General features: G+C 67.0%; 17 protein-coding genes. 9 read left to right on the top strand and 8 right to left on the bottom strand.

The annotated features are described in order from the left end of the window. The first annotated feature begins 5 nt into the window (after positions 1–5). The 6 genes from J2W22_RS17175 to J2W22_RS17150 all read left to right on the top strand — a co-directional run bounded on the left by J2W22_RS17175 (position 6) and on the right by J2W22_RS17150 (position 11,862). Positions 6–785, top strand: a complete 780-nt coding sequence (locus tag J2W22_RS17175; protein WP_307119443.1) for a hypothetical protein — start codon at positions 6–8, stop codon at positions 783–785. 336 nt (positions 786–1,121) lie between these two features. Beyond that, positions 1,122–1,571 carry a MarR family winged helix-turn-helix transcriptional regulator gene (locus J2W22_RS17170; protein WP_307119442.1) on the top strand — a complete coding sequence of 150 codons (450 nt, stop codon included), beginning with the start codon at positions 1,122–1,124 and terminating at the stop codon, positions 1,569–1,571. Between the two features lie 79 nt (positions 1,572–1,650). Continuing rightward, complete coding sequence (locus tag J2W22_RS17165; protein WP_307119441.1) at positions 1,651–3,708, top strand: malate synthase G; 2,058 nt, start codon at positions 1,651–1,653, stop codon at positions 3,706–3,708. Positions 3,709–3,818: 110 nt separating this feature from the next. After that, a complete protein-coding gene (locus J2W22_RS17160) occupies positions 3,819–6,122 on the top strand; it encodes a BamA/TamA family outer membrane protein (protein ID WP_307119440.1) in 2,304 nt (767 codons plus the stop codon). Then, positions 6,122–10,345 (top strand): translocation/assembly module TamB domain-containing protein, encoded by a 4,224-nt coding sequence (locus J2W22_RS17155; RefSeq protein WP_307119439.1) that lies wholly within the window; start codon positions 6,122–6,124, stop codon positions 10,343–10,345. The genes J2W22_RS17160 and J2W22_RS17155 overlap by 1 nt, the downstream gene beginning before the upstream one ends. Positions 10,346–10,398: 53 nt before the next feature. Further along, positions 10,399–11,862 carry a flavin-containing monooxygenase gene (locus tag J2W22_RS17150; RefSeq protein WP_307119438.1) on the top strand — a complete coding sequence of 488 codons (1,464 nt, stop codon included), beginning with the start codon at positions 10,399–10,401 and terminating at the stop codon, positions 11,860–11,862. A gap of 110 nt (positions 11,863–11,972) precedes the next feature. On the opposite strand, the gene J2W22_RS17145 is transcribed toward J2W22_RS17150, so the two are convergent. The 5 genes from J2W22_RS17145 to J2W22_RS17125 all read right to left on the bottom strand — a co-directional run bounded on the left by J2W22_RS17145 (position 11,973) and on the right by J2W22_RS17125 (position 16,551). Then, the gene (locus J2W22_RS17145; protein WP_307119437.1) at positions 11,973–13,184 is read right to left on the bottom strand and encodes a flavin monoamine oxidase family protein; all 1,212 of its coding nucleotides are present in this window, start codon (positions 13,182–13,184) and stop codon (positions 11,973–11,975) included. Beyond that, positions 13,181–13,636 (bottom strand): MaoC family dehydratase, encoded by a 456-nt coding sequence (locus tag J2W22_RS17140; RefSeq protein ID WP_307119436.1) that lies wholly within the window; start codon positions 13,634–13,636, stop codon positions 13,181–13,183. Before J2W22_RS17140 ends, J2W22_RS17145 begins: the two co-directional genes overlap by 4 nt. A 104-nt stretch (positions 13,637–13,740) precedes the next feature. Beyond that, complete coding sequence (locus tag J2W22_RS17135) at positions 13,741–15,609, bottom strand: acetyl/propionyl/methylcrotonyl-CoA carboxylase subunit alpha (RefSeq protein WP_307119435.1); 1,869 nt, start codon at positions 15,607–15,609, stop codon at positions 13,741–13,743. 124 nt (positions 15,610–15,733) lie between these two features. Next, complete coding sequence (locus J2W22_RS17130) at positions 15,734–16,042, bottom strand: DUF3088 family protein (protein WP_307119434.1); 309 nt, start codon at positions 16,040–16,042, stop codon at positions 15,734–15,736. After that, positions 16,039–16,551: a hypothetical protein gene (locus J2W22_RS17125; protein ID WP_307119433.1), complete on the bottom strand. Its 513-nt coding sequence runs from the start codon at positions 16,549–16,551 to the stop codon at positions 16,039–16,041. Before J2W22_RS17125 ends, J2W22_RS17130 begins: the two co-directional genes overlap by 4 nt. Positions 16,552–16,627: 76 nt before the next feature. Between J2W22_RS17125 and J2W22_RS17120 the strand changes: the two genes are divergently transcribed. After that, positions 16,628–17,059: an endonuclease domain-containing protein gene (locus tag J2W22_RS17120; protein WP_307119432.1), complete on the top strand. Its 432-nt coding sequence runs from the start codon at positions 16,628–16,630 to the stop codon at positions 17,057–17,059. A gap of 20 nt (positions 17,060–17,079) precedes the next feature. On the opposite strand, the gene J2W22_RS17115 is transcribed toward J2W22_RS17120, so the two are convergent. Continuing rightward, positions 17,080–18,681 carry a carboxyl transferase domain-containing protein gene (locus J2W22_RS17115; protein WP_307119431.1) on the bottom strand — a complete coding sequence of 534 codons (1,602 nt, stop codon included), beginning with the start codon at positions 18,679–18,681 and terminating at the stop codon, positions 17,080–17,082. A gap of 127 nt (positions 18,682–18,808) precedes the next feature. On the opposite strand from J2W22_RS17115, the gene J2W22_RS17110 reads away from it, so the two are divergent. Then, positions 18,809–20,878 (top strand): M13 family metallopeptidase, encoded by a 2,070-nt coding sequence (locus tag J2W22_RS17110; RefSeq protein ID WP_307119430.1) that lies wholly within the window; start codon positions 18,809–18,811, stop codon positions 20,876–20,878. Between the two features lie 157 nt (positions 20,879–21,035). After that, complete coding sequence (locus tag J2W22_RS17105; protein ID WP_307119429.1) at positions 21,036–22,220, top strand: SGNH/GDSL hydrolase family protein; 1,185 nt, start codon at positions 21,036–21,038, stop codon at positions 22,218–22,220. Positions 22,221–22,258: 38 nt separating this feature from the next. Here the strand turns inward: J2W22_RS17105 and J2W22_RS17100 are convergent, their stop codons facing one another. Beyond that, positions 22,259–22,627, bottom strand: coding sequence for a hypothetical protein (locus J2W22_RS17100; protein WP_307119428.1), 369 nt, complete (start codon positions 22,625–22,627; stop codon positions 22,259–22,261). Further along, positions 22,624–23,778 carry an isovaleryl-CoA dehydrogenase gene (locus J2W22_RS17095; RefSeq protein WP_307119427.1) on the bottom strand — a complete coding sequence of 385 codons (1,155 nt, stop codon included), beginning with the start codon at positions 23,776–23,778 and terminating at the stop codon, positions 22,624–22,626. The genes J2W22_RS17100 and J2W22_RS17095 overlap by 4 nt, the downstream gene beginning before the upstream one ends. Positions 23,779–23,828 lie beyond the last annotated feature (50 nt).

Here is a 23,828-nt window from a genome sequence, read left to right as displayed (position 1 = left end):
CTGGAATGGCGATTGGTTCCGGTTTTTTCGGGTTCCGGCGCGAGAAGCCGCCCGCGCTGGTGCCCTTCGCCGAAGCGAAGCCGCGCAGTTTCGGTGGGTTGCTGTGCGATGGCGTGGTGGTGCTGAACCCGGGCTCGTTCGCCGCGCTGCTGGACGTGCAGGCGCGCCTGCAGGCGGAACGGCCGGATATGCGGGTGCTGCTGACGCTGAACGATCGCGCACAGGCCGAATATACCTCCGGCCACGCCGTCGATTCGCATGACCTGGACGTGATGGCGGGGGAGGAATTCGCCGACCGACCGCCGGAATTCGCGGTCCGCCTCGCCAATCTGCGGGCGAAGGCGGAAGGCGTGGCGGTGCCGCGCGGGGTACTCGACTGGGAGACCAGCGGGGACGACAATGATCCGGTGACGATCAACCGCGATCCCGAGGCGGCGCTGCGGATCGACCGGGAGAAGGACTCGCTGGCGCAGTTCGTGCCGGTGAACGAGGCCGCGGATGCGCTGGCCGCCATGCCGAACGGCTATTTCGCGTCCGACCTCGATCCGATGCAGAGCCTGGCACTCGCCCGGCATCTGGAGACCGAATATGGGCTGGGCCTGTTCGGGATCGGGGCGAGCGTGCTCGGGTTCCGGCGGGCGGCGGTGATGGATGGCGCGGTGGCGGCGCGACTCGCGAGGGATGTCGCGGATTTCTATGCTGGAACGCCGGTGGGTGCGGCGGAGGCGCTGACGGCGCTGCTGACCGGGCGGGACTGGTTGTTGCTGCGCTATACGGAGAGTTGAGAGGGGCGGGACCCAATCCTTCTCGTTCCCCGGCGAAAGCCGGGGCCCAGAGCCAAAAGCGATATCGTTTGTGGCCCCGGCTTTCGCCGGGGAACAGTCGGGATTTAAGGTCGCCATGCCTGGATAGGCTTGCGGGCGCCGCCGGCTCCGCGCAAAAAAAGGCCGCCCCGAAGGACGGCCGTGAAAGTCTTAGGAGAGGATGCCTGAAAGGCCCGATCTTTGTGCATCGCAGCGGTTTATATCGCAAGTGCGTAATGTTACCGGTAGCATTGCAAAAATTGCAACTGTCTAGCGTTGTCAGTTGCGAAAGCCAAAATATGATAATTGAGTGACACCATGACCGTGCTGAAGCTGGACGATTTCCTCCCCTATCGCCTGTCGATCGCGTCGAACGCGGTGTCGGACGCCGTGGCGAGCGCCTATCGCGCATTGTTCGGGCTCAAGATCCCCGAATGGCGGCTGGTGACGATCCTGGCCGAGGGCGGGGCGATGAGCCAGCAGGCGCTGTGCGGGCGGACCCGGATGGACAAGGTGACGGTGAGCAGGGCGGCGATCGCGCTTTCCGAACGCGGGCTGATCAGCCGGGCGAGCAATCCGGGCGACCAGCGATCGCACCTGCTGACGCTGAGCAAGGCGGGCTGGGAGCTGTACGAGGAAGTAGCGCCCAAGGCCTTGCAGCTCGAGCGGCAGGTCTTCGCCGACTTTTCGTCCGAGGAGCGGCAGCAGCTCCGCCAGATGCTGGACCGGATCGAGGCGGCGGTCGAGCAGCTGGAAGCAAAGGGTTGATCCCGGGCCCGGCTATCGCCTAAGCCGGGCGAGCCCTCCCCAGGCGAACGCTGTAATATCGTGTCGCAGGAGGATTTTCATGACCGTCATTCGTTCCGGCCTGTCCGTCGCCGAGCCGCTCGCGCGCTTCGTCGAGGAACGGGTACTGCCCGGGCTCGATATCGCAGCCGAGGGGTGGTGGGCCGGCGTGGCGGAAATCTTCGCGCGGTTCGCGCCGGAGAACCGGGCGCTGCTGGCGAAGCGCGATGCGCTGCAGGCGATGATCGACGTCAATCCGACGCTGTCGGGCGACGAGAAGTTCCTGCGTGACATCGGCTATCTGGTCGAGGCGCCGGCGCCGTTCGAGATCGGCACGCGCAATGTCGATCCCGAGATCGCGACCATGGCCGGGCCGCAGCTGGTGGTGCCGGCGCTCAACGCCCGCTTCGTGCTCAACGCCGCCAATGCGCGCTGGGGGAGCCTGTACGACGCGCTCTACGGCACCGATGCGCTGCCGGGTGTCGCGAAGCCGGGTGGCTATGATCCGGAGCGTGGGGCGCAGGTGATCGCCTTCGCCAAGGCGTTTCTCGACAAGGCAGTGCCGCTGAACTGCTGGAGTTGGGGAGATGCCAGCTGTCCGGACGAGATCGATATGTCGATCGATGACCGGTCGGGTTTCGTTGGACGGAATGGGCAGAATTTCCTATTTCAGCACAACGGTTTGCATATCGAGGTGGTCATTGATTACGACCATCCGATCGGTCGAACCGATCCCGCCGGTATCGCCGACGTGATCCTCGAAAGCGCGCTGACTGCGATCGTCGATTTGGAGGACTCGGTCGCCGCGGTCGATGCCGAGGACAAGGTCGCGGCCTATGCCAATTGGCTGGGGCTGATGCAGGGCGACCTGGAGGAGAGCTTCGACAAGGGCGGCAGGACGCTGACCCGCAGGCTCAACCCCGACCGGGGCGTGCTGCCCGGGCGGTCGTTGCTGTTCGTTCGCAATGTCGGGCATCTGATGACCACGCCGGCGCTGCATCTGGCCGACGGCAGCGCGGCGCCCGAGGGCATTCTCGACGCGATCCTGACCAGCACGATCGCGCTCTATGACGTTCGCGGACTGGGCAGGTACCGCAACAGCCGTGCGGGCTCGATCTATATCGTGAAGCCCAAGATGCACGGGCCCGAGGAATGCGCCTTTACCGACGCGCTGTTCGACGCGGTCGAGGACCTGCTCGTGCTGCCGCGCCACACGATCAAGGTCGGCGTGATGGACGAGGAGCGGCGGACCTCGGCCAATCTCGCGGCGTGCATCCATGCGGTGAAGGACCGTATCGTCTTCATCAACACCGGCTTCCTCGATCGCACCGGCGACGAAATCCACACCAGCATGCGTGCCGGGCCGATGGTCCCCAAGGGCGAGATGAAGGGGGCGGACTGGATCAAGGCCTATGAGGACCGCAATGTCCGCATCGGGTTGGCGTGCGGGCTGAGCGGCAAGGCGCAGATCGGCAAGGGGATGTGGGCGGCGCCGGACCGGATGGCCGACATGCTCGCCCAGAAGATCGCGCATCCGATGAGCGGGGCGAATACCGCCTGGGTGCCGAGCCCGACCGCGGCGACGCTGCATGCGCTCCATTACCACCAGGTCGATGTCTTCGCCCGGCAGAAGGAGATTGCCGGGGAAGCGATCCCGGCGCTGAAGCCGCTGCTCACGGTTCCTCTGGCCGAGGGGCGCAATTGGCAGGCCGAGGAAGTCGCGCAGGAGCTGGACAATAATGCCCAGGGCATCCTCGGCTATGTCGTGCGCTGGATCGATCAGGGCGTCGGCTGCTCCAAGGTGCCTGACATTCATGACGTGGGGCTGATGGAAGACCGGGCGACCTTGCGCATCTCATCGCAGCATATGGCCAACTGGCTGCTCCACGGGGTGGCGCAGGCGGCGGATGTCGATGCGGCGCTGACGCGAATGGCGGCCAAGGTCGATGCCCAGAATTTCGGCGATCCGCTCTACCGGCCGATGGCAGGAAATGAGGACACCAGCCTGGCCTTCCAGGCGGCGCGGGCGCTGGTGTTCGAGGGGCTGGAACAGCCGAACGGCTATACCGAGCCACTTCTCCACAGATTTCGCGCTGAAGCGAAGGCGGTAGCACGCTGAAATCCCCCGGCTTTCGCAAAAACGGGGACCCAAAGCGCATTTGGGTCGTTACGCTTGCGAGAGGGCCGGGCTAGGAACGCGGTTCGAAAGGGAGCCGTTTGCGTAAAGGGGTGAAGCGGATTTGGCTGGCGGCGCTCGCCGGCACGGCATTCGTGCCGGGGCTCGCGCATGCCCAGATATCCGATCCGAAGCCGGGGCAGGGGGCGCCGCCTTCCGGCCCCGCGCCGGCACCCTCTGCCAGCCCGACGCCGACGCCAGCCCCGTCACAGGACGGCACCGTTATCGTCGCCCCGGCCGATGAGAGCCCGATCGTCCCGGACGACCAGTTCGAGGCGGCGATGCCGAAGATCGAGGGCGACATCAACGCGCCGCTCGAGGCGATGCCGCCGCCCCGCGGCGCGCCGACCCCCGCGCCTGCGCCGGTAACCCAGGGCGAGGCGGCGCAGCAGGTGAAGGACCAGGTCGAGCAGAGCTTCGCCGCCGCGCCCGCCGAGGACCCGGAATTCGCCAAACCGCTGCCGCCGCTCTCCGAATTCAAGGTCGAGCCGCCGGTGGAGGACAAGGTCGCCGACAAGAAGGCGGTGACGATCCGCTACACTACGCATGAGGACGGCCTGTCCTCGGTAGGGCTGGAAGGCCTGTTCGAGGACCTCTCCGCGCTGGAGAATGGCGGCGGCAAGGCGGCCAACAGCGCGATGGTCGCGGCGCGGGCCCGGGAGGATGAGCGGCTGGCGATACGCCTGCTCAACTCGCGTGGCTATTATGACGCGACCGCGGTCTCGACGATCGACCAGGATCCCAAGACCCCCGGCATCGTCCGCGCGACGATCAGCGCGACGCCGGGACCGCTCTACCGGCTGGGCAATGTCACGGTGACGAGCGATCCGACCGTGCCGCCAGGGCTGTTGCTGCGCGAGCTCAACCTCAACCCCGGCGACCCGATCGAGGCGGAGCGGGTGCAGGGTGCCGAGGCCAATGTCGCGCTGCGCCTGCCGCAACAGGGCTACCCTTTCGTCAAGGTCGGGCAGCGCGACATCCTGCTCGATGAGGAAACCCATATCGGCGACTATGCGCTGCCGATCGCGCTGGGGCCGCGGGCGGTGTTCGGTGACATCCGTACCGAAGTGGGCAGCGGCACGCTTGCCGAGCAGGCGGCGCGCGATGCCGAGCGCGCGGCGCGGCGTGGTGAGCGGGGGCAGCGCGGTGAGCGGCGCCAGCGCCGGGCGCGCAAGCTGGTGTTCGACGCCGACCATATCCGCGTGCTGCGCCGCTACAAGCCGGGCGAGCTGTATGACGTGCGCGCGGTGGACGATCTGCGCGAGGCGATGATCGCGACCAGCCTGTTCTCCACTGTCTCGGTCGAGCCGGTGCGCACCGGGCAGGCGGGCCCGGACGGCACCGAGGTGGTCGATCTGCTCGTCCGCCAGAACCCCGGCCGGCCGCGCACGCTGGCGGCGGAGCTCGGCTATTCGACCGGGCAGGGCATCCGCCTGACCGGCAGTTGGACGCACCGCAACCTGTTCCCGCCCGAAGGCGCGCTGATCGTCGCGGGCGTGCTCGGCACCCAGGAGCAGGGGCTGACCACCACCTTCCGCCGCTCGAACGCCGGCCAGCGCGACAGGACCTTCCAGATCGCCGCGCAGCTCAACCACCAGGATTACGACGCGTATGAGAGCTATACCGGCACGCTCTCGTTCCGATATTCGCGCGATTCCACGCCGATCTGGCAGAAGCGCTGGACCTATTATTACGGCGCCGAGCTGGTCGGATCGAACGAGGATCGCTGGAACTACAACCGCAACCAGCGTGACCGCGGCACCTGGCTGATCGCCGCCGCGCCCTTGTTCCTCGGCTATGACAGCTCAGACAATCTGCTGAACCCGACGCGCGGCTTCCGGATCAAGGGCAATGCCAGTCCGGAGACCTCGGTGCGCGGCGCGGCGCGGCCCTATGCGCGGTTCATGCTCGAGGGCACCTATTACCAGCCGGTGTCGAGCAGCATCGTGATTGCCGGGCGGGCGCGGGTCGGCTCGATCGTCGGCATCGCGCGTGACGACCTGCCGCCCTCGCGGCGCTATTATTCGGGCGGCGGCGGATCGGTACGCGGCTTCGGCTATCAGGAACTCGGCCCGCGCGCGCCGGACGGCAAGCCGGTGGGCGGACGTAGCTTCAACGAGTTCGCGATCGAGGCACGCTACCGCTTCGGCAATTACGGCATCGTCCCGTTCATCGATGCCGGCCAGGTCTATGAGGGCATCTACCCCACGGGTCAGAATATCCGCTTCGGCGCGGGCATCGGCGGGCGGCTCTACACCAATTTCGGCCCGATCCGCGTCGATGTGGCGACGCCGATCGCGCGCAAGCCGGGCGAGTCCAAGGTCTCGCTCTACATCTCGATCGGGCAGGCCTTCTGATGGCCGAGGAAACGCCCGAAGCCGTGGCGTCCGAGCCCGAGGTGGTGAAGGTCCGCCGGCCGCTATGGCAGCGCGTGGTGAAGTGGACGGGGATCGCGCTCGCCGGCCTGGCGCTGGCGATCGGCGCGCTCGTGCTGGGGATCAATACCCAGCCGGGCCGGCGCTTCGTCGCGGACCGGATCGCTGCGCTGACGCTGGGATCGGGGCTCAATTTCCGGATCGGGCGGATCGACGGCTCACTCTATGGCGCGATGATCCTGCGCGACGTGCAGGTGCGCGATATCAAGGGCGTGTTCGCCACCTCGCGCGAGATCCGGCTGGACTGGCGGCCCTTCGCCTATCTCAAGAACCGGATCGACGTGCGCAGCGCTACCAGCCCCGAGGTGAAGCTGTTGCGCATGCCGGCGCTCAAGCCTTCGGGCGACCCGAATGCGCCGCTGCTGCCCGACATCAACATCGATATCGGCCGGCTCGATGTGGCGCGGATCGATATCGCGAAGGAAGTCGACGGGCGGGCGCGCTATCTCGGGCGGCTGGCGGGCAAGGCGCATCTGGCCGATGGGCGTGCGCAGCTCGTGCTCGATGGCGGCACGCTTGCCGGGGCGAACGTGCCGGGCGGTGACAAGCTGGCGCTGAGGCTCGATGCGACGCCGGAAAAGAACCGGTTCGATGTCGACCTGAAGCTCGATGCGCCGGCCAAGGGGCTGGTCGCCGGGTTGGCCGGGCTCGATGCGCCGCTGACGGTTGCAGTGGCCGGAAAGGGCGACTGGGCGCGCTGGCAGGGCAAGGCGCTTGGTACCTTGGGCGGGGCGCAGCTCGCCAATCTCGATCTGATCGCGACCAATGGCCGCTTTCAGCTGCGCGGGCCGTTGCATCCCGGCGTGTGGCTGAAGGGGCCGGTCGAGCGGTTGGCCTCGCCGCAGCTCGATCTGGACCTAGACATGAAATGGGCCGACCGGGTTGCCGATGGCGTGGTGAAGCTCCACTCCGATGCATTGTCGGTCGAGGGCAAGGGCAAGGTCGACCTCGGGCATAACCAGTTCCACGACTTCAAGGTCGATGCGATCCTGCTCAAGGCGGGGGCGATCGCGCCGAACCTGGTCGGGCGCTCGGTGCGCGCGTCGGTGGCGCTGGACGGGGCGTTCGACAGGCCTGTGGTCGATTACAAGCTCAGCGCTGGCGCACTCGGCTTTGGGGAGACCGTGGCCGAGCAGCTCTATGCCGAGGGGCGGGCGCGGGTGGATACGGATCGCATCCTTGTGCCGGTGCGGGCGCGGGCGAAGCGGGTCTCGGGGCTGAATGCAGCGGCGGGTGGGCTGGTGACCAACCTGACAGTGAACGGCGACCTGGCGATCTCCGGCCAGCAGGTGCTGTCCGACAATCTGCGCATCCGATCGGACAAGATCGACGCGACTGCGATCATCGCCGCCGATGTCGGCAAGGGCCGTTATACCGGTGCGCTCAAGGGCCGGGTGAACGACTATCAGATCGACGGCGTGGGCATTGTCGACCTGCGGACCGATGCCGAGCTGTTCGCGGCGCCCGGCGGCGGCTGGGGCATCAAGGGCCATATCGCCGGCAATTCACGCAAGATCTTCAGCGATGGCGCGCGCGAGTTCCTGGGCGGCAACGCAGTCGCCTCGGCGCGGCTGGTGCTCGATCCCAAGGGCGTGATCAGCATCAGCGACGTCCGGATGAAGGCGCCGAAGTTCCGCGTGCTGCGCGGATCGGGGCGCTATGATCCGGCGGGGCCGATCCTGATCAACGCTGACGCGGTTTCCGACCAGTACGGGCCGCTCACTGCGCGGGTGACGGGGACGCTCAACGCGCCGGTTATATTGCTCAGGGCGCCAAAGCCTGGGCTTGGCATCGGCTTGGCCAATCTCGAGGCGCAGGTGCGCGGGAAGGGCAATGCCTGGGCGGTGCTGGCCAAGGGCGACACCGATTACGGGCCTTTCAATGCCGACGTGCTGGTGCGGACCGGCAACAGGCTGGCGATCGACATCAATGCCGGGCGTTTTGCCGGCATGGACATCACCGGCAAGGTCGCCCAGACCGCTGCCCGCCCGTTCGAGGGTGCGCTGGCGTTCAACGGGTCGGGCGTGGTCGGGCGGGCGGCGCTGTCGGCGCAGGGCAAGCTGCAACGGGCGGACGTGCATGCGACCGCGTCCAACGCCAAGATACCCGGCCAGGCCGGGCTGACGATCGGGCGTGCACTGATCGACGGAACCGTGGTGCTGGCCGAGACGCCCGAGATCACCGGCGACGTGCAGGTGGCGAACCTGCGGCAGGGCAATTTCGTGCTGAAGACCGCGCGGGCGAAGATCGCCTATGCCGGCGGCAACGGCACTGCCCAGCTCTTCGCCAATGGCTCGACCGGGGTGCCGTTCCAGATCGCCGCGAACGCCAGGCTGGCGCCGGAAAACTGGCTGGTGGCGGTGCAGGGCAGTGGCAGCGGCGTCAATTTCCACACCGTGCAGCCGGCCCGCATCGCGATCCGCGACGGGGTCTATCACCTCGCCCCGACCCAGCTCGATTTCGACCGGGGCAAGGCGCGGATCGCCGGCAGCTATGGCAAGGGCATGGTGCTGCAGGCGCGGCTCGACAGCCTCGACCTGGCGGCGATCAACGCCTTCGTCCCCGATCTCGGCATCGGCGGCACCGCGACCGGCAGCCTCGACTTCGCCCAGGCTTCGCCCGAGGCCTTCCCCAGCGCCGATGCGCGGCTGGAGATCGCCGACTTCACCCGGGCGAGCCTGGCCAGCCTCTCGACGCCGGTGAACGTCAGCTTCGTCGGCAAGCTGCTGCCCAGTGGCGGCGACGCACGTGCGCTGATCCGGCGCGGCAACACGACGATCGGCCGCGTGGTGGCGACATTGAGCCCGCTCGGAGCGGATGCCGGCTCCTGGACCGAGCGCATGTTCGCCGCACCGCTCTCGGGCGGTATCCGCTACAACGGTCCGGCGGCGGTGCCCTTCTCGCTGGCCGGGCTCTCGGGCCAGCAGGTCGATGGGCCGATCGGCATCGCGGCGGACTTCTCGGGCAAGCTGGAGGAACCGCGGCTTACCGGCGTGGTCCGCGCGACCAACCTCACATACGAGAACGAGAATTTCGGCACGCGGCTGACCGGCATGGCGGTGGACGGCGCCTTCTCGAACGACGCGTTCATCCTCAATTCGCTCACCGCCAAGGCGGGCGACGGCACGGTGAAGGCGCAGGGGCGGGTGAGCCTGTCCTCGGCGAATGGCTATCCGATCTCGATCACTGCGGACCTCAACAACGCCCGGCTGGCACGCAGTGACGCGCTGGGGGCGACGGCGACGGGCCAGATCACCATCACCAAGAACCCCGAGGTCTCGAAGATCGAGGGCCGGCTGACCATCCCCGAGGCGCATTACCAGATCATCCGCCAGGGCGCCGCCGAGGTGCCCGAGCTGACCGGCATCCGCCGCAAGCGCGCGACCGGCGAAGTGGACGAGCCAGCCAAGGCGATAAGCCGCTCGTTCGGCGATTTCGACCTCAACCTGCGCATCAATGCCGACAACCGCCTGTTCGTCACCGGCATGGGGCTCGAGTCCGAATGGCGCGCGCAGATCACGGTGCGCGGCACCACGCTGGCGCCCGATATCCGCGGCACGATGGAGATCGTGCGCGGCACCTACAGCTTCGCCAGCCGTCGCTTCGACATCTCGCGCGGCACGATCCGCTTCCAGGGATCGGCGCTGACCAATCCGAGCGTCGATATCCAGGCCAGCACCACCGCCGAGGGGATCACCGCGATCCTGACTGTCTCGGGCACCGCCCAGCAGCCGCAGATCGTGTTCAGCTCGACGCCGACCTTGCCACAGGAGGAAGTGCTCGCCCGGCTGTTCTTCGGGACCAACGTGACCAATCTCTCGGCTACCGAGGCGATCCAGCTCGCTGCGGCGCTCCAGTCGCTAAGCGGCTCGGGCGGCGGGCTCAATCCGTTGGGCCAGCTCAAGTCCGCCACCGGCATCGACCGGCTGCGCATCCTCGGCGCCGACGACGTCAGCGGGCGCGGCATGGCGCTGGCGGCGGGCAAATATCTGACCGACGACATCTATGTGGAGATCATCACCGACGCGCGGGGCTTCACCGCCACCCAGCTCGAGATATCGCTCAGCCGCACGCTGAGCCTGCTCTCCCAGGCGGGGTCGTTCGGCGGATCGAGCGTCAGTCTCAAATATTCGCGGGATTATTGAGCCGGCGCGTTTTCTGTTTACACTGGTGTAAACAGATCGGCGGGAGAGGGCGCGTGGCCGAGCATTTCGACGTGGTGATCGTGGGAGCCGGCATCTCCGGCGTGAGTGCCGCCTGGCATCTCCAGGAGAACAGTCCGGATCGCAGCTATGTGGTGCTGGAGGGGCGCGAGCGGCTGGGCGGGACCTGGGACCTGTTCCGCTATCCGGGCATCCGCTCGGACTCGGACATGTTCACGCTGGGCTTCGCCTTCCGTCCCTGGACCGAGAGCAAGGCGATCGCCGATGGGCCGTCGATCCTCAACTATCTCGACGAGGCCGTGAAGGATTACGGGATCGACGAGCATATCCGCTATTCGACGCGGGTGACCGGCGCGAGCTGGTCGAGCGAAGATGCGCTGTGGACCGTAACCGCCGAGCGGGGCGGAGAGGTGTCTACCTTCACCTGTTCGTTCCTGTTCCTGTGCACCGGCTATTACAATTATGCCCGGGGCTACACGCCCGACTTCGCCGGGGCGGCGGACTTCAAGGGGCGGATCGTCCATCCGCAATTCTGGACCGAGGACGTCGACTACAAGGACAAGCGCGTCGTGGTGATCGGCAGCGGGGCGACGGCAGTGACGCTGGTGCCCGAGCTGGCCAAGCAGGCGGCACACGTCACCATGCTCCAGCGCTCGCCGACCTATATCGTCTCGCGGCCTTCGCAGGATGCCATCGCCAACTGGATGCGCGGCTGGATGCCGGCGATGACTGCCTATGGCCTCACCCGCTGGAAGAATGTGCTGCTCCAGCAATTCTTCTTCCGCCTCGCCCGCAAGAACCCGGAGAAGACCCGCGAGCGGATCGTCCAGATGGTCCGCGACGAGCTGGGGCCGGACTATGATGTCGGCACGCATTTCACGCCCAGCTACAATCCCTGGGACCAGCGCGTCTGCCTGGTGCCCGATGCTGACCTGTTCGCCTCGATCAAGGGCGGCAAGGCCGAGGTGGTGACCGACACGATCGACCGTTTCACCGAGACCGGCCTCAGGCTCGGCTCGGGCAAGGAACTGGCGGCCGACCTCGTCGTCACCGCTACCGGGCTGGAGATTCAGCTGTTCAGCGGGATGCCGATCACTGTCGACGGCAAGCTCTTCGAGCCGGCCAGGGCGATGACCTACAAGGGCATGATGTTCTCCGACGTGCCCAATTTCGCGATCGCGTTCGGTTATACCAATGCCAGCTGGACGCTGAAGGCCGACCTGACCGCCAACTATGTCACCCGCCTGCTCAACGCGATGCGCAAGCGGGGCATGCGGCAGGTGACGCCGCGGCTGGCGGCGCCGGTGGAGGAAGTGCCGTTCCTCGACTTCACCTCGGGCTATGTCCAGCGCGCCTCGGACAAGCTGCCCCGCCAGGGGCACCGCAAGCCGTGGAGGCTGAACCAGAATTATGCCCGCGACGTGATGGCGCTCAAGTTTGGCGGGATCGACCAGGAGATGGAATTCTCCAATCCGGAGCCTGGCAGGAAGGCGGCCTAGATACTCCGTCATCCCCGCGAAGGCGGGGATCCAGAGTTCAAAGCGACGCGGCAGAGAAACCCTGGATCCCCGCCTTCGCGGGGATGACGAGTATTGGGTACAGCGAGAACCTAAAGCAGCGCCTTGGCCGCCGCTACGCCCGTGTTGTACGCGCCGTGCGCGGTGGAGAATTCGTCGTCCGAGGTGGCTTCGCCAGCGAAGCGGATGCGGGGATCCGCGCCGGCGCGCAGCACGGCCCGGGCGCCGTGCTTGCCGGGCAGGGCGTGGCTGTAGCCGCCGAGCACATGGGTCTCGCGGCCCCATGCCGAGCCGGCGACGAAGCGCAGCTTCGCCCGCCATTCGCTTCCCAGCAGATGGACCAGCTCGCCGATGGCGAACTCCGCGGCGCCGTTCAGCCCTTCCTTTTCCATCGCCCGCGCGCCTTCGCCGCCGAGCATGCACTCGACCAGCGGGCGGCCAAAGGGCTTGAGCGTATAGGTGCCGGTGCAGGAACTGCGCGGATTGCCGAGCAGATGGGCGTTGTCGTCGATCGCCTCGCCGCCCTCCAGCGTGAAGAACAGCTTGTCGGCGAGACCGAGCGGCAGTTCCGAGGCGGCGTGGAGGATCGCGTCATGGCCGGGCAGGCGGATGGCGCCGCTGGCCAGGACGTTGCTGGAGACGGTGACGATCGCGGCATTGGCGGTGATCGATCCGCGCGGCGTCTCGATGCGGAGTTGCCTGCCGGAGGTGTCGATCGCGGAAACCGGCGTTGCCAGCGCCACGGGCAGCGCCGCGGCATGCGAGGAGACGAGCGCGCCATAGCCGTCGCAGACCCGCCAGTTGATGTCGAGCGAGGCCTCCTCATAGGCGAGCCAGTCGATCACCGACATCTCGCGCATCGGGGCGCCGTTGATATAGCCGGAGAGCGCATCGAGCGCGGCGTTCCATTCGCCGTCCGGCGGCAACAGATCGGAAGCGCAGTCGCTCGGCGGCGGGTTGTGCATCGCGTTCATGAACGTCTCGAACGCCGCCCAGAGTGCCTGCTGCTCCGCCTTGGAGGCGCCCAATTCGCGCCATTGCTCGCCCCAGCGCGCCGGCGAGCGATAGACCTCGAACCCGCGCGTCTCGGCAATGACGGCCCAGGGGTTCTTGGTCGCCGAATGGAGCCAGCCGGCACCCATGTCGATCGGCATGCCGGCGATGTGCACGGTATGCGCGCGGCCGCCGAGCCGGTCCTGCGCCTCGAGCAGCAACACGTCCCGGCCGGCATCGGCAAGGGTGCGCAGCGCACCGACACCCGCTGCGCCGCCGCCGATCACGACGATGTCGGCGCTATGCTTCACGCTGCCGGCCGGCTCTTGAGCAGGGCCGAGCGCAGGCATTCGCAGACCACTTCGTCGCGCTGGTTGAGCATGCGGTGCCGCCAGGTGACGATGCCCTGGCCGGGGCGAGACTTGCTCGGGCGCAGCTCGATCACTTCGCTCGTCGCCCGGAGCGTATCGCCGATGAACACCGGCTTGGGCATGCGCAGTTCGTCATAACCCAGGTTCGCGACCAGCGTGCCGGCTGTGGTGTCTCCCACGGTGACGCCGACCATCAGGCTGAAGGTGAAGGTGCCGTTGACGAGGATCTGGCCGAACTCGCTCGTCCGCGCCGCCTCGGCATCGAGGTGGAGCGGCTGGGTGTTGTGGGTCATGGTCGAGAACAGCAGGTTGTCGGTCTCCGTCACCGTGCGGCGGAGCTCGTGGGCGACCGTGTCGCCGACCTGCCATTCGTCGTAGAACCTGCCTGCCATGTCGCTTCACTTCTCTTTTCGTCATCCCCGCGAAGGCGGGGATCCAGGGTAACAGAAACCAGACCTGTTTGGCTCTGGATCCCCGCCTGCGCGGGGATGACGGATTAGGATTCTATCTTCTCGACCTTCACCAGCAGGGCACCTTCGGTCACCTGGCTGCCCTGCGCCACGTTCAATTCGGCGATCGTGCCATCGAACGGGGCGGTGAGGCCATGCTCCATCTTCATCGCCTCGAGCGTGACGAGGCGCTGGCCCTTGGTTACCGCTTCGCCCGCAGCGACCTCCACCGAGGTGACGCGGCCCGGCATCGGCGCCAGGATCGCGCCGTCGCCGGCCGAGGCGCCGGTGGCACCGTCGAACCGGGCGAGGCGGATCGCGAAGGTCTGGCCTTCCTCGTTGACCATCACCCGGTCGTCGAGGTGGCGCATGTACCAGTTCTCGGCGGGCTCGACGAAATCGACCGGCACGCGGGTGCCGTGGACGTCGAGCACGGTCTGGAGGCGCTGCGGCGCATTGAGGCGGAAGCCGGGCAGGCGCGGTGTCTCGCCTTCCTCGTTCTCGATCAGCCGCCAGGCGGCGCCGCGCAGGACCTCGTCGCTCGGCAGCCTGGGCGGCAGCCACGCGTCGCCCTTGCGGGCGATCAGGCCGGTGTCGAGATTGCCTGCGGCGAAGTCCGGATCGGCCAGCGCCTTGATCAGGAAGGCGCCGTTGGTGCGGACCGGCCAGACGCTGGTGCCGAGCAGCGCATTGGAGAGCCGGGCGATGGCATCCTCGCGGTCCAGCCCGCAGGCGATCAGCTTGGCGATCATCGGGTCGTAGAAGGGAGACACCTCGCCGCCTTCCTCGACGCCGCTGTCCGAGCGGATAAGGCCATCATTGAGGTCGAACTCGGTGAGCGGGCCGATCGAGGGCAGGAAGCCGGTAGCCGGATCCTCCGCATAGAGGCGCGCTTCCATCGCCCAGCCCTGGATTTCCAGCTCTTCCTGGCGCAGCGGCAGCGGTTCGCCACTGGCGACGCGCAGCTGCCATTCGACCAGGTCCTGGCCGGTGATCTCCTCGGTCACCGGATGCTCGACCTGGAGGCGAGTGTTCATCTCCATGAACCAGATGCGGTCGGCGCGCAGGCCTTCGCTGGCATCGGCGATGAACTCGATCGTGCCGGCGCCGACATAATCGACTGCCTTGGCCGCACGGACGGCGGCGGCGCAGATCGCCTCGCGGGTCTGCTCGTCCATGCCGGGGGCCGGGGCTTCCTCGATCACCTTCTGGTGACGGCGCTGGAGCGAGCAGTCGCGCTCGAACAGATGGACGACGTCGCCGTGCGTGTCGCCGAACACCTGCACTTCGATGTGGCGGGGCGAGAGGATGTACTTCTCGAGCAGCACCCGGTCGTCGCCGAACGAACTGGCGGCCTCGCGCTGGCACGAGGCGAGGGCGTCGAGGAAATCGCCCGACGCCTCGACCAGCCGCATGCCCTTGCCGCCGCCGCCGGCCACCGCCTTGATCAGGACGGGATAGCCGATCGCGTCCGCCTCGGCCTGGAGCCGGTCGGGGGACTGGTCCTCGCCGAGATAGCCGGGGGTGACCGGCACGCCGGCCGCGATCATGCGTGCCTTGGCGGCGTCCTTCAGGCCCATGGCGCGGATGCTGTCGGGCCTGGGGCCGACCCAGACCAGCCTCGCGGCGATCACCGCCTCGGCGAAGTCGGCATTCTCCGAGAGGAAGCCATAGCCGGGATGGATCGCCTCGGCGCCGGTCTGCTTGGCCGCGGCGATGATCTTCTCGCCGACCAGGTAGCTCTCGCGGGCGGGGGACGGGCCGATATGCACCGCCTCATCCGCCTGGCGGACGTGCAGCGCCTTGGCGTCGGCGTCCGAATAGACCGCGACGGTGCGGATGCCGAGCGCGCGGGCGGTGCGGATGATGCGGCAGGCGATCTCGCCGCGATTGGCGATCAGGAGGGAATTGATCATCGATATTCAACCATCTGGTTGTGCATTATCTTGAATCCCTTGAATCCCCACGCACAGGCGCGCGGCCAGCATCGGGACGCTCCCGAGTCTCGTTTCAACATGGAAAATCCTACATTTCCAGCACTCAAGGGTGTCGCTCCGGGAAACCGTGGCGCTCGGCCAGTGCGGCGAGCAGGGCTTCGATGTCGTTGGCGAACCCTCCGTCCCACACGAGGGCGGGCAGGTTCTGGTTGTCCTCGCCGATCGCCTCGACCACCGCGGTGCGAGGGCGGGGCCAGGCGACGCGGACCACGTCGATGTTCGCCGCGCGCTCGGGGAAGGTGGCGAGCAGGCCCTCAACGATCATGCATTCCTTGCAGTAGAAATGCCGTTCACCGCCATAGGCCGGGTCGGCCCAGTCGGGATCGAGCAGGAAGAGCGTGTCCCGGCTCATTGGGCGGTGCAGCCCGCGGTGCGCTGCGACCAGGTGACGTTGAGCACCTTCCACGACCCGTTCTCGCGGATCAGATCGAAATGATTGGTGCCGCAATGATGCGCCTTGCCGTCGATCAGGAAGACAAAGGGCGCCCAGACCATGGCGATGTCGCCATCGACTTCGATCGCGGGGGTGGAGATGCGCTCCTCGAGCTTCTCCGGGCCAGGCTTAATGCCGGCGGCGAACTCGGCCCAGCTCAGGTGACGGATCGCGCGGCTGCCATCGGGTTTCTCGACCGCGACGGTGGCGCCGCCCTCGGGGCGCGTCTGGGCGAGGATCGCGGCGCCGTCATGCGCGGCGAGGCCGGCGAACATCGCATTGATCGGGGTCATCACCGCGGCGGCCTCGGCGTCCTCATAGGGAAGCGGGTTGGCCGGGGGGAGCTTCTGCGTGGGGGTGACGGGACCGGATTGCGCCAGCGCCGGGAGCGGGGCGAGGAGGGCGAGGGCGAATAGAAGCTGCTTCATTCCGGATCTTTCAATTCCTCCCCGAGCTAGTCTCGGGGAGGGGGACCATGCGAAGCATGGTGGAGGGGCGGTTGCGATGTTCAAGGATCATGCGCCGAAAGGGAGCAAGCGCGCTGTGCAGCGGGCGCGGGCAAGGCGACGCGCGATGAGTTTGCCCGAGGGGCTGCTGTGGCGCGAGCTGCGCAAGCGGCCTGCTGGGCTCAAGTTTCGTCACGAGCATGCGACGGGTGCATTCAGTCTCGACTTCTATTGCAGCGATGCGCGGCTCGCGATCGAAGTGGATGGCGAGGCGCATGACTTTGGTGAGAGGCCGGTGCGTGATGCGCGACGGGATGTGTGGTTGGCGGATTGCGGGATTGCGACGCTGCGGGTTCCTGCGGCCGAGGTTCTCCAGGACCTTGATGCTGTTCTGCGCGGGATCGTCGCGGAAGCGCTTGCGCGCTTGCCCCTCCACCACCCGGCTTCGCCGGGCGGTCCCCCTCCCCGAGGCAAGCTCGGGGAGGAATGAGAAGGGGGCGTTTGGCTTCATCACATCCGGAACACGCCGAACGCGGGCCGCTCGGGGATCGGAGCATTCAGCGTGGCCGCCAGGGCGATGCCGAGGACGTCGCGAGTCTGGGCCGGGTCGATGATGCCGTCGTCCCATAGCCGCGCGGTGGCGTGCCAGGGGTTGCCTTCGTCCTCGTAGCGCTGGCGGATCGGGGCCTTGAACGCCTCGGTCTCTTCCGGCGTCCATTTGTCCGCGTCACGGTGGACGGTGGCGAGCACGCTCGCCGCCTGCTCGCCGCCCATCACCGAGATGCGGCTGTTGGGCCAGGTGAACAGGAAGCGGGGCGAATAGGCGCGGCCGCACATGCCGTAATTGCCGGCTCCGAAGCTGCCGCCGATCAGCACGGTGATCTTGGGCACAGTCGCGGTGGCGACGGCGGTGACCAGCTTTGCGCCATGTTTCGCAATGCCTTCCGCCTCATACTTGCCGCCGACCATGAAGCCGGAGATGTTCTGGAGGAAGAGCAGGGGGATGCGGCGCTGGCAGGCCAGCTCGATGAAATGCGCCCCCTTCTGCGCGCTCTCGCTGAACAGCACGCCGTTGTTGGCGATGATGCCCACCGGCATGCCCCAGATATGCGCGAAACCGCAGACCAGCGAGCTGCCGTAGAGCGCCTTGAACTCGTGGAACTCACTGCCGTCGACGATGCGGGCGATCACCTCGTGTACGTCATAGGGTGCGCGGACGTCCTCGGGGATGATGCCGTACAGCTCCTCGGGCGCATATTTCGGCGCGCGGGGATCGAGCAGGGCGAGGTCCGGGGTACGATCGGCGGGGAGGTGGCTGACGATGTCGCGGACGATGGTCAGCGCATGCTCGTCATTCTCGGCGAGATGATCGACCACACCCGACTTGCGGGCATGCAGGTCGCCGCCGCCAAGGTCCTCGGCGGTGATGACCTCGCCGGTGGCGGCTTTCACCAAGGGCGGGCCGGCGAGGAAGATCGTGCCCTGCGCGCGGACGATGACCGTCTCGTCGGACATGGCGGGGACGTATGCGCCGCCGGCGGTGCAGCTGCCCATCACGCAGGCGATCTGCGGGATGCCCTTGGCGCTCATGTTCGCCTGGTTGAAGAAGATCCGGCCGAAATGATCGCGGTCGGGGAAGACCTCGGCCTGGTGGGGCAGGTTGGCGCCGCCCGAATCGACCAGATAGATGCAGGGCAGTCGGTTCTGCTCGGCGATCTCCTGGGCGCGGAGATGCTTCTTCACCGTCATCGGGTAGTAGGTGCCGCCCTTCACCGTGGCGTCGTTGCAGACGATCATCACGGTGCGGCCCGAGACGCGGCCGATGCCGGCGATCATGCCGGCGCCGGGGACTTCGCCTTCGTACATGTCGCAGGCGGCGAGCTGGCCGATCTCGAGGAACGGCGCGCCCGGATCGAGCAGGCGCTCGACTCGCTCGCGGGGCAGCAGCTTGCCGCGGGCGGTGTGGCGTTCGCGTGACGACTCGCTGCCGCCGAGCGCCGCCTGGGCGACATCGGCGCGGAGTTGTTCGACCAGCGTGCGGTTATGCGCGGCGCGTGCGCGGAAGTCTTCCGCGTCCGCCGCAACCCTCGAATCGAGCACCGGGGCGCTCATAGATAGGGCATCCTTCCTGTCCTAGTTTTCCTCTCCCTACACCGCCGAAGCGGGCATGGGAAGGTGCTGGCGAAAAGCGGATCGCAGGAGTAGCACCCCTGCCATACAGCAATACAGGAGAGTCGCGTTGAAGACCCATATGCTCCTTGTCGCGGCGCTGCTCGCGACCACCGCCTGCACGCCGTCCGGCTCGGGCGCCGGCACCACCGCCGCGGCCGGCACCGGAGTAGGCGTCGACCTGGTCGGGCTCGACAAGCAGGTGAAGCCGGGCGACGATTTCGAGGAATATGCCAATGGCGGATGGCGGGCGAAGACCGAGATTCCGGCCGACCGTACTGCGACCGGCATGTTCCTCGACGTGTTCAACAAGGCCGAGGCGAACAACAAGGCGATCATCGATGCCGCGCTGAAGGCCAATGCCGCGGCGGGCACCGACACGCGGCGGATCGCGGACTGGTACAATGCCTATGCCGATACTGGGGGCATCGAGGCGCGCGGGATCACGCCGCTCAAGCCGACCCTGGATGCGATCGCGGCGATCAAGGACAAGAAGGAGCTTTCCGCGATGCTGGGCGGCAATGTCCGCGCCGATGTCGATCCGCTCAACGCGACCAATTTCCACACCGAGAATCTGTTCGGCCTGTGGGTGAGCCAGGCGCTCGACAAGCCCGACACCACGGTTCCCTATGTGCTCCAGGGCGGGCTGGGGCTCGAAGACCGCGACTATTATCTCTCGCAGACCGACGAGATGAAGAAGGCGCGCGAGGGCTACAAGGCCTATGTGGTCAAGATCTTCACGCTGGCCGGCATGAGCGATCCGGCGGCGCGGGCCGGGCGAGTGTTCGACCTGGAGACCAAGATCGCCACCGCGCATACCGACCTGGTCGCCAGCCAGGACGTGCAGAAGGCCGACAATTGGTGGAAGAAGGCCGACTTCGCCGCCAAGGCGCCCGGGATCGACTGGGACGGCTTCTGGGCCGCGGCGGGACTAAGCGGGCAGCAGGAGTTCATCGTCTGGCAGCCGGACACGACGGTGAAGCTGGCCAAGCTGGTCGAGAGCGAGCCGATCGAGGCGTGGCAGGACTGGCTGGCCTTCCACCAGATCAACCAGGTCACCTCCGTGTTGCCGGCGAAATTCGACCAGGCGAGCTTCGACTTCTTCTCCAAGCAGCTGCGCGGCCAGCAGGCGATGCGCCCGCGTGACAAGCGCGCCATCGCCAGCGTGAACAACAATCTCGGCGACGCGGTCGGCCAGCTCTATGTGAAGGATTACTTCCCGGCTTCGTCGAAGACCGACATCCAGGACATGGTGACCAATATCAAGGCGGCGTTCGACAAGCGCGTCGCCGGGCTGAGCTGGATGGACGAGGCGACCAAGGCCGAGGCGCGCAAGAAGATCGAGACGATGCGCGTCGGCGTGGGCTATCCCGAGACGTGGCGCAGCTATGCGTCGCTTGAGGTGAAAGCGGACGATCCGGTGGGCAATTTGATCCGGGCGGACAAGGCCGAGACGGCGCACCAGCTCGCCAAGATCGGCAAGCCGGTCGACAAGGGCGAGTGGTGGATGACGCCGCAGACCGTCAACGCGGTAAACCTGCCGCTGCAGAACGCGCTCAACTTCCCGGCGGCGATCCTGCAGGCGCCCTTCTACGACCCGAAGTCGGACGCGGCGGCGAACTATGGTTCGATCGGCGCGACGATCGGGCACGAGATCAGCCACAGCTTCGACAATACCGGATCGAGCTTCGACAGCGCGGGCAAGCTGCGCAACTGGTGGACGCCCGAGGACCTGAAGCATTTCCAGGCAGCGAGCGCCGCGCTGGCGGCGCAGTACAGCGCCTATGAAGTGCTGCCGGGGCTGTTCCTCAACGGGAAGCAGGTGCTGGCCGAGAACATCGCCGACGTGGCCGGGCTGACCGCCGCCTATGAGGCCTATCACGCCTCGCTCAAGGGCAAGGAAGCGCCGGTGATCAACGGGCTGACCGGCGACCAGCGCTTCTTCCTCGCCTTCGCCCAGAGCTGGCGCGAGAAGCAGCGCGACCAGGCGCTGCGGGCCGAAGTGGCGACCGACGCGCACGCGCCGGGCCGCTGGCGCGCCTTCACCGTGCGCAATCTCGACGCCTGGTATCCGGCGTTCAACGTCCAGCAGGGCGAGAAGCTCTACCTGGCGCCGGACAAGCGCGTGAAGATCTGGTGATCTGGTTCCTCCTCCGGAAAACCAGGAGAGGAGCGTTACTAGCCAGTTTGTTGCGTCTCTCCCCGGCGCAGGCCGGGGAGAGAAGAAGTCGAGACTGCGCTCTAGTAATATAAGACTGATAAGATAATATGCCCGCAAAATAGCTGGAGAGACCCGAATGCGCCTAGTGCCCCTGGGAGCGGCAATCGCCCCCTTGCTGCTTGCCGCCAATCCCGCTCATGCCGGCCCTGACGGCTGGACCCCCGCCTGGACCGCCAGCATGTGGCAGGCGACCCAGGCGGAGCAACGCGTGTCGCTGGAGAATGCGACGTTGCGCATGCAGGTGCGCGTGGCGGCTGCGGGGAGCAAGGTCCGCATCCGGCTGGCCAATGATTATGGCCCGGCGATGCGGATCGGCGCGGCGACGGTGCGGATTGCCGGGGGCAAACCGGTGCGGGTTACCTTTGACGGGCAAGGCGAAGGCAAGCTGCGCGGCGGTGCGCCGCTGGTGAGCGATCCGGTCGCGCTGCCGGTCAAGGCTTTCGACCTGATCGACGTCTCGCTCTACATGCCCGACAAGGTGGAGATCGACACCGTGCACGGCGCGGGCGGGGCGAAGACGGCGATCTCGCCGGCAGGCGACTTCACCGGCCGGGATTTCACGCCGGTCAGCCAATCGGACCCGCGCCCGCTGCTGGCCGAAGTCGATGTGCTGGCGCCGAAGCCACGCCCGGTGATCATCGCCTATGGCGACTCGATCACCGACAATACCGGTTGCGCCAATGATGCGGTGCCGGTGTGCCGCTGGGGCGATGTGCTCGGCCGGCGGATCGCGGCGGCGGGGATGCCGCATGTGGTGGTGACCCAGGCAATCGGGGGCAATCGCGTGATCGAGCCCGGGCTGGGGCCGAGTGCGCTCGCCCGGTTCGACCGCGACGTGCTGGCGCTGCCGGGCGTCACGCATGTCGTGCTGCTCGAAGGCGTCAACGATATCGGCAATTCGGGCAAGGAGCGGAACGGTACCAGACATGCTGTCGTCACGCCCGAGGATCTGAAGGCCGGTTATCGCCAACTGGTCCAGCGCGCGCATGCGCATGGCATCAAGGTGATCGGGATGACGATCCTGCCCTATGAGGGGGCGGGCTATCATACGCCGGATGGCGAGGCGCTGCGTATCGCGATCAACGACTGGATCCGGACCTCGGGCACTTTCGATGCCGTGGTCGACCTGGAAAAGGTGGTGGCGGATCCGGCCAACCCGAAGCGGCTGGCCGCGGCGCTGCAGGGTGGGGACAATCTCCACCCCAATGGCGCGGGCGAGACGAAGATGGGCGAGGCGATCCCGCTGAGCTTGTTCAGGTGACCTGCGTTCCTCCTCCCGCTTGCGGGAGGGGGAATTCCTCACCGACGCGGCCCCGGCAGCAGGATGCTGGCCACCAGCCCGCCGATCGCGATGGCGAACGCGGCGCCGACTAGCCAGGTCAGCAGGCCGATCGAGAAATTGCCGGGATTGCTGCTCGCCGGATCGTAGAGCTTTCCGAAGAAGCTGCCGTAGAGCATGCCGACCGCGACGCCCCAGCTCGCCGCGAAGAAGCTGCGCGTGGCGAAACTCTGGCGGCCGACCAGGATCGCGGCGGCGATCATCATCGCACCTGCCAGCATGTCGTCCATCCAGAACACCGCCGGTCGGCCGGCGCCCCAGGAGCGATAGCCTTCGCCTGCCATCAACAGGATCGCGCCGATCACGGCCAGGATGCGGAGCGCCTTCATGCGGCGCCGATCAGTTCCCGGCCGATCAGCATGCGGCGGATCTCGTTGGTGCCGGCGCCGATATCGAGCAGCTTGGCGTCGCGGGCGAAGCGCTCGACCGGCCAGTCCTTGGTATAGCCGGCGCCGCCCAGCGCCTGGATCGCCTCGAGCGAGACCTTCACAGCATTCTCCGAGGCGAGCAGGATCGCGCCGGCGGCGTCGAAGCGGGTGGTCCTGCCAGCGTCGCAGCTCTTGGCGACCGCATAGACATACGCGCGGGCCGAGTTGAGGGCGACGTACATGTCCGCCACCTTGGCCTGCATCAGCTGGAACTGGCCGATCGGCTGGCCGAACTGCTTGCGCTCGCGCAGATAGGGCAGGACGACGTCGAGACAGGCCTGCATGATGCCGAGCTGGATGCCCGAGAGCACGGTGCGCTCATAATCGAGGCCGGACATCAGCACGCCAACGCCGCCGTTGAGCGGGCCCATGACATTCTCTTCCGGAACCTCGCAATCGCTGAACACCAGCTCGGCGGTGGGCGAGCCGCGCATGCCCATCTTGTCGATCTTCTGGCCGATCGAGAAACCGGGCATGTCCTTCTCGATCAGGAAGGTGGTGATGCCGCGCGAGCCTTCGCCGGTCTTGGCGTAGACCACCAGCGTGTCGGCATAGGCCGCGTTGGTGATCCAGAACTTGGTGCCATTGAGGACATAGCCCCGGTCGGTCTTCTCGGCGCGCAGCTTCATCGAGACGACGTCCGATCCGGCGCCGGCTTCCGACATGGCGAGGCTGCCGACATGCTCGCCGGAGATCAGCTTGGGGAGATACTTCGCCTTCTGTTCGGGATTGGCCCAGCGGCGGATCTGGTTGATGCAGAGATTCGAATGCGCGCCGTAGCTGAGGCCGATCGAGGCCGAAGCGCGGGCAATTTCCTCCTGGGCGACGACATGTTCGAGATAGCCCAGGCCCAGGCCGCCAAACTCCTCCTCGACGGTGATGCCGTGCAGGCCGAGCTCGCCCATCGCGGTCCACAGCTCTTCGCGGGGGAACCAGTCCTCGGCGTCGATCCTCGCGGCGAGCGGCTCGATCCGCTCCTTGGCGAAGCGCTGCGTGGTCTCGCGGATCATGTCGGCGGTCTCGCCGAGACCGAAATCGAGCGTGGGTTCCATGGCCTCTCTCCGGATATGCGCGTCAGCAATACTGACCTATTTTCCTGCCT

Origin of the sequence: Sphingomonas kyeonggiensis, assembly GCF_030812785.1 — a bacterium.
Lineage (GTDB): Bacteria > Pseudomonadota > Alphaproteobacteria > Sphingomonadales > Sphingomonadaceae > Sphingomonas > Sphingomonas kyeonggiensis_B.
This window is presented reverse-complemented; position numbering and strand designations above follow the sequence as displayed.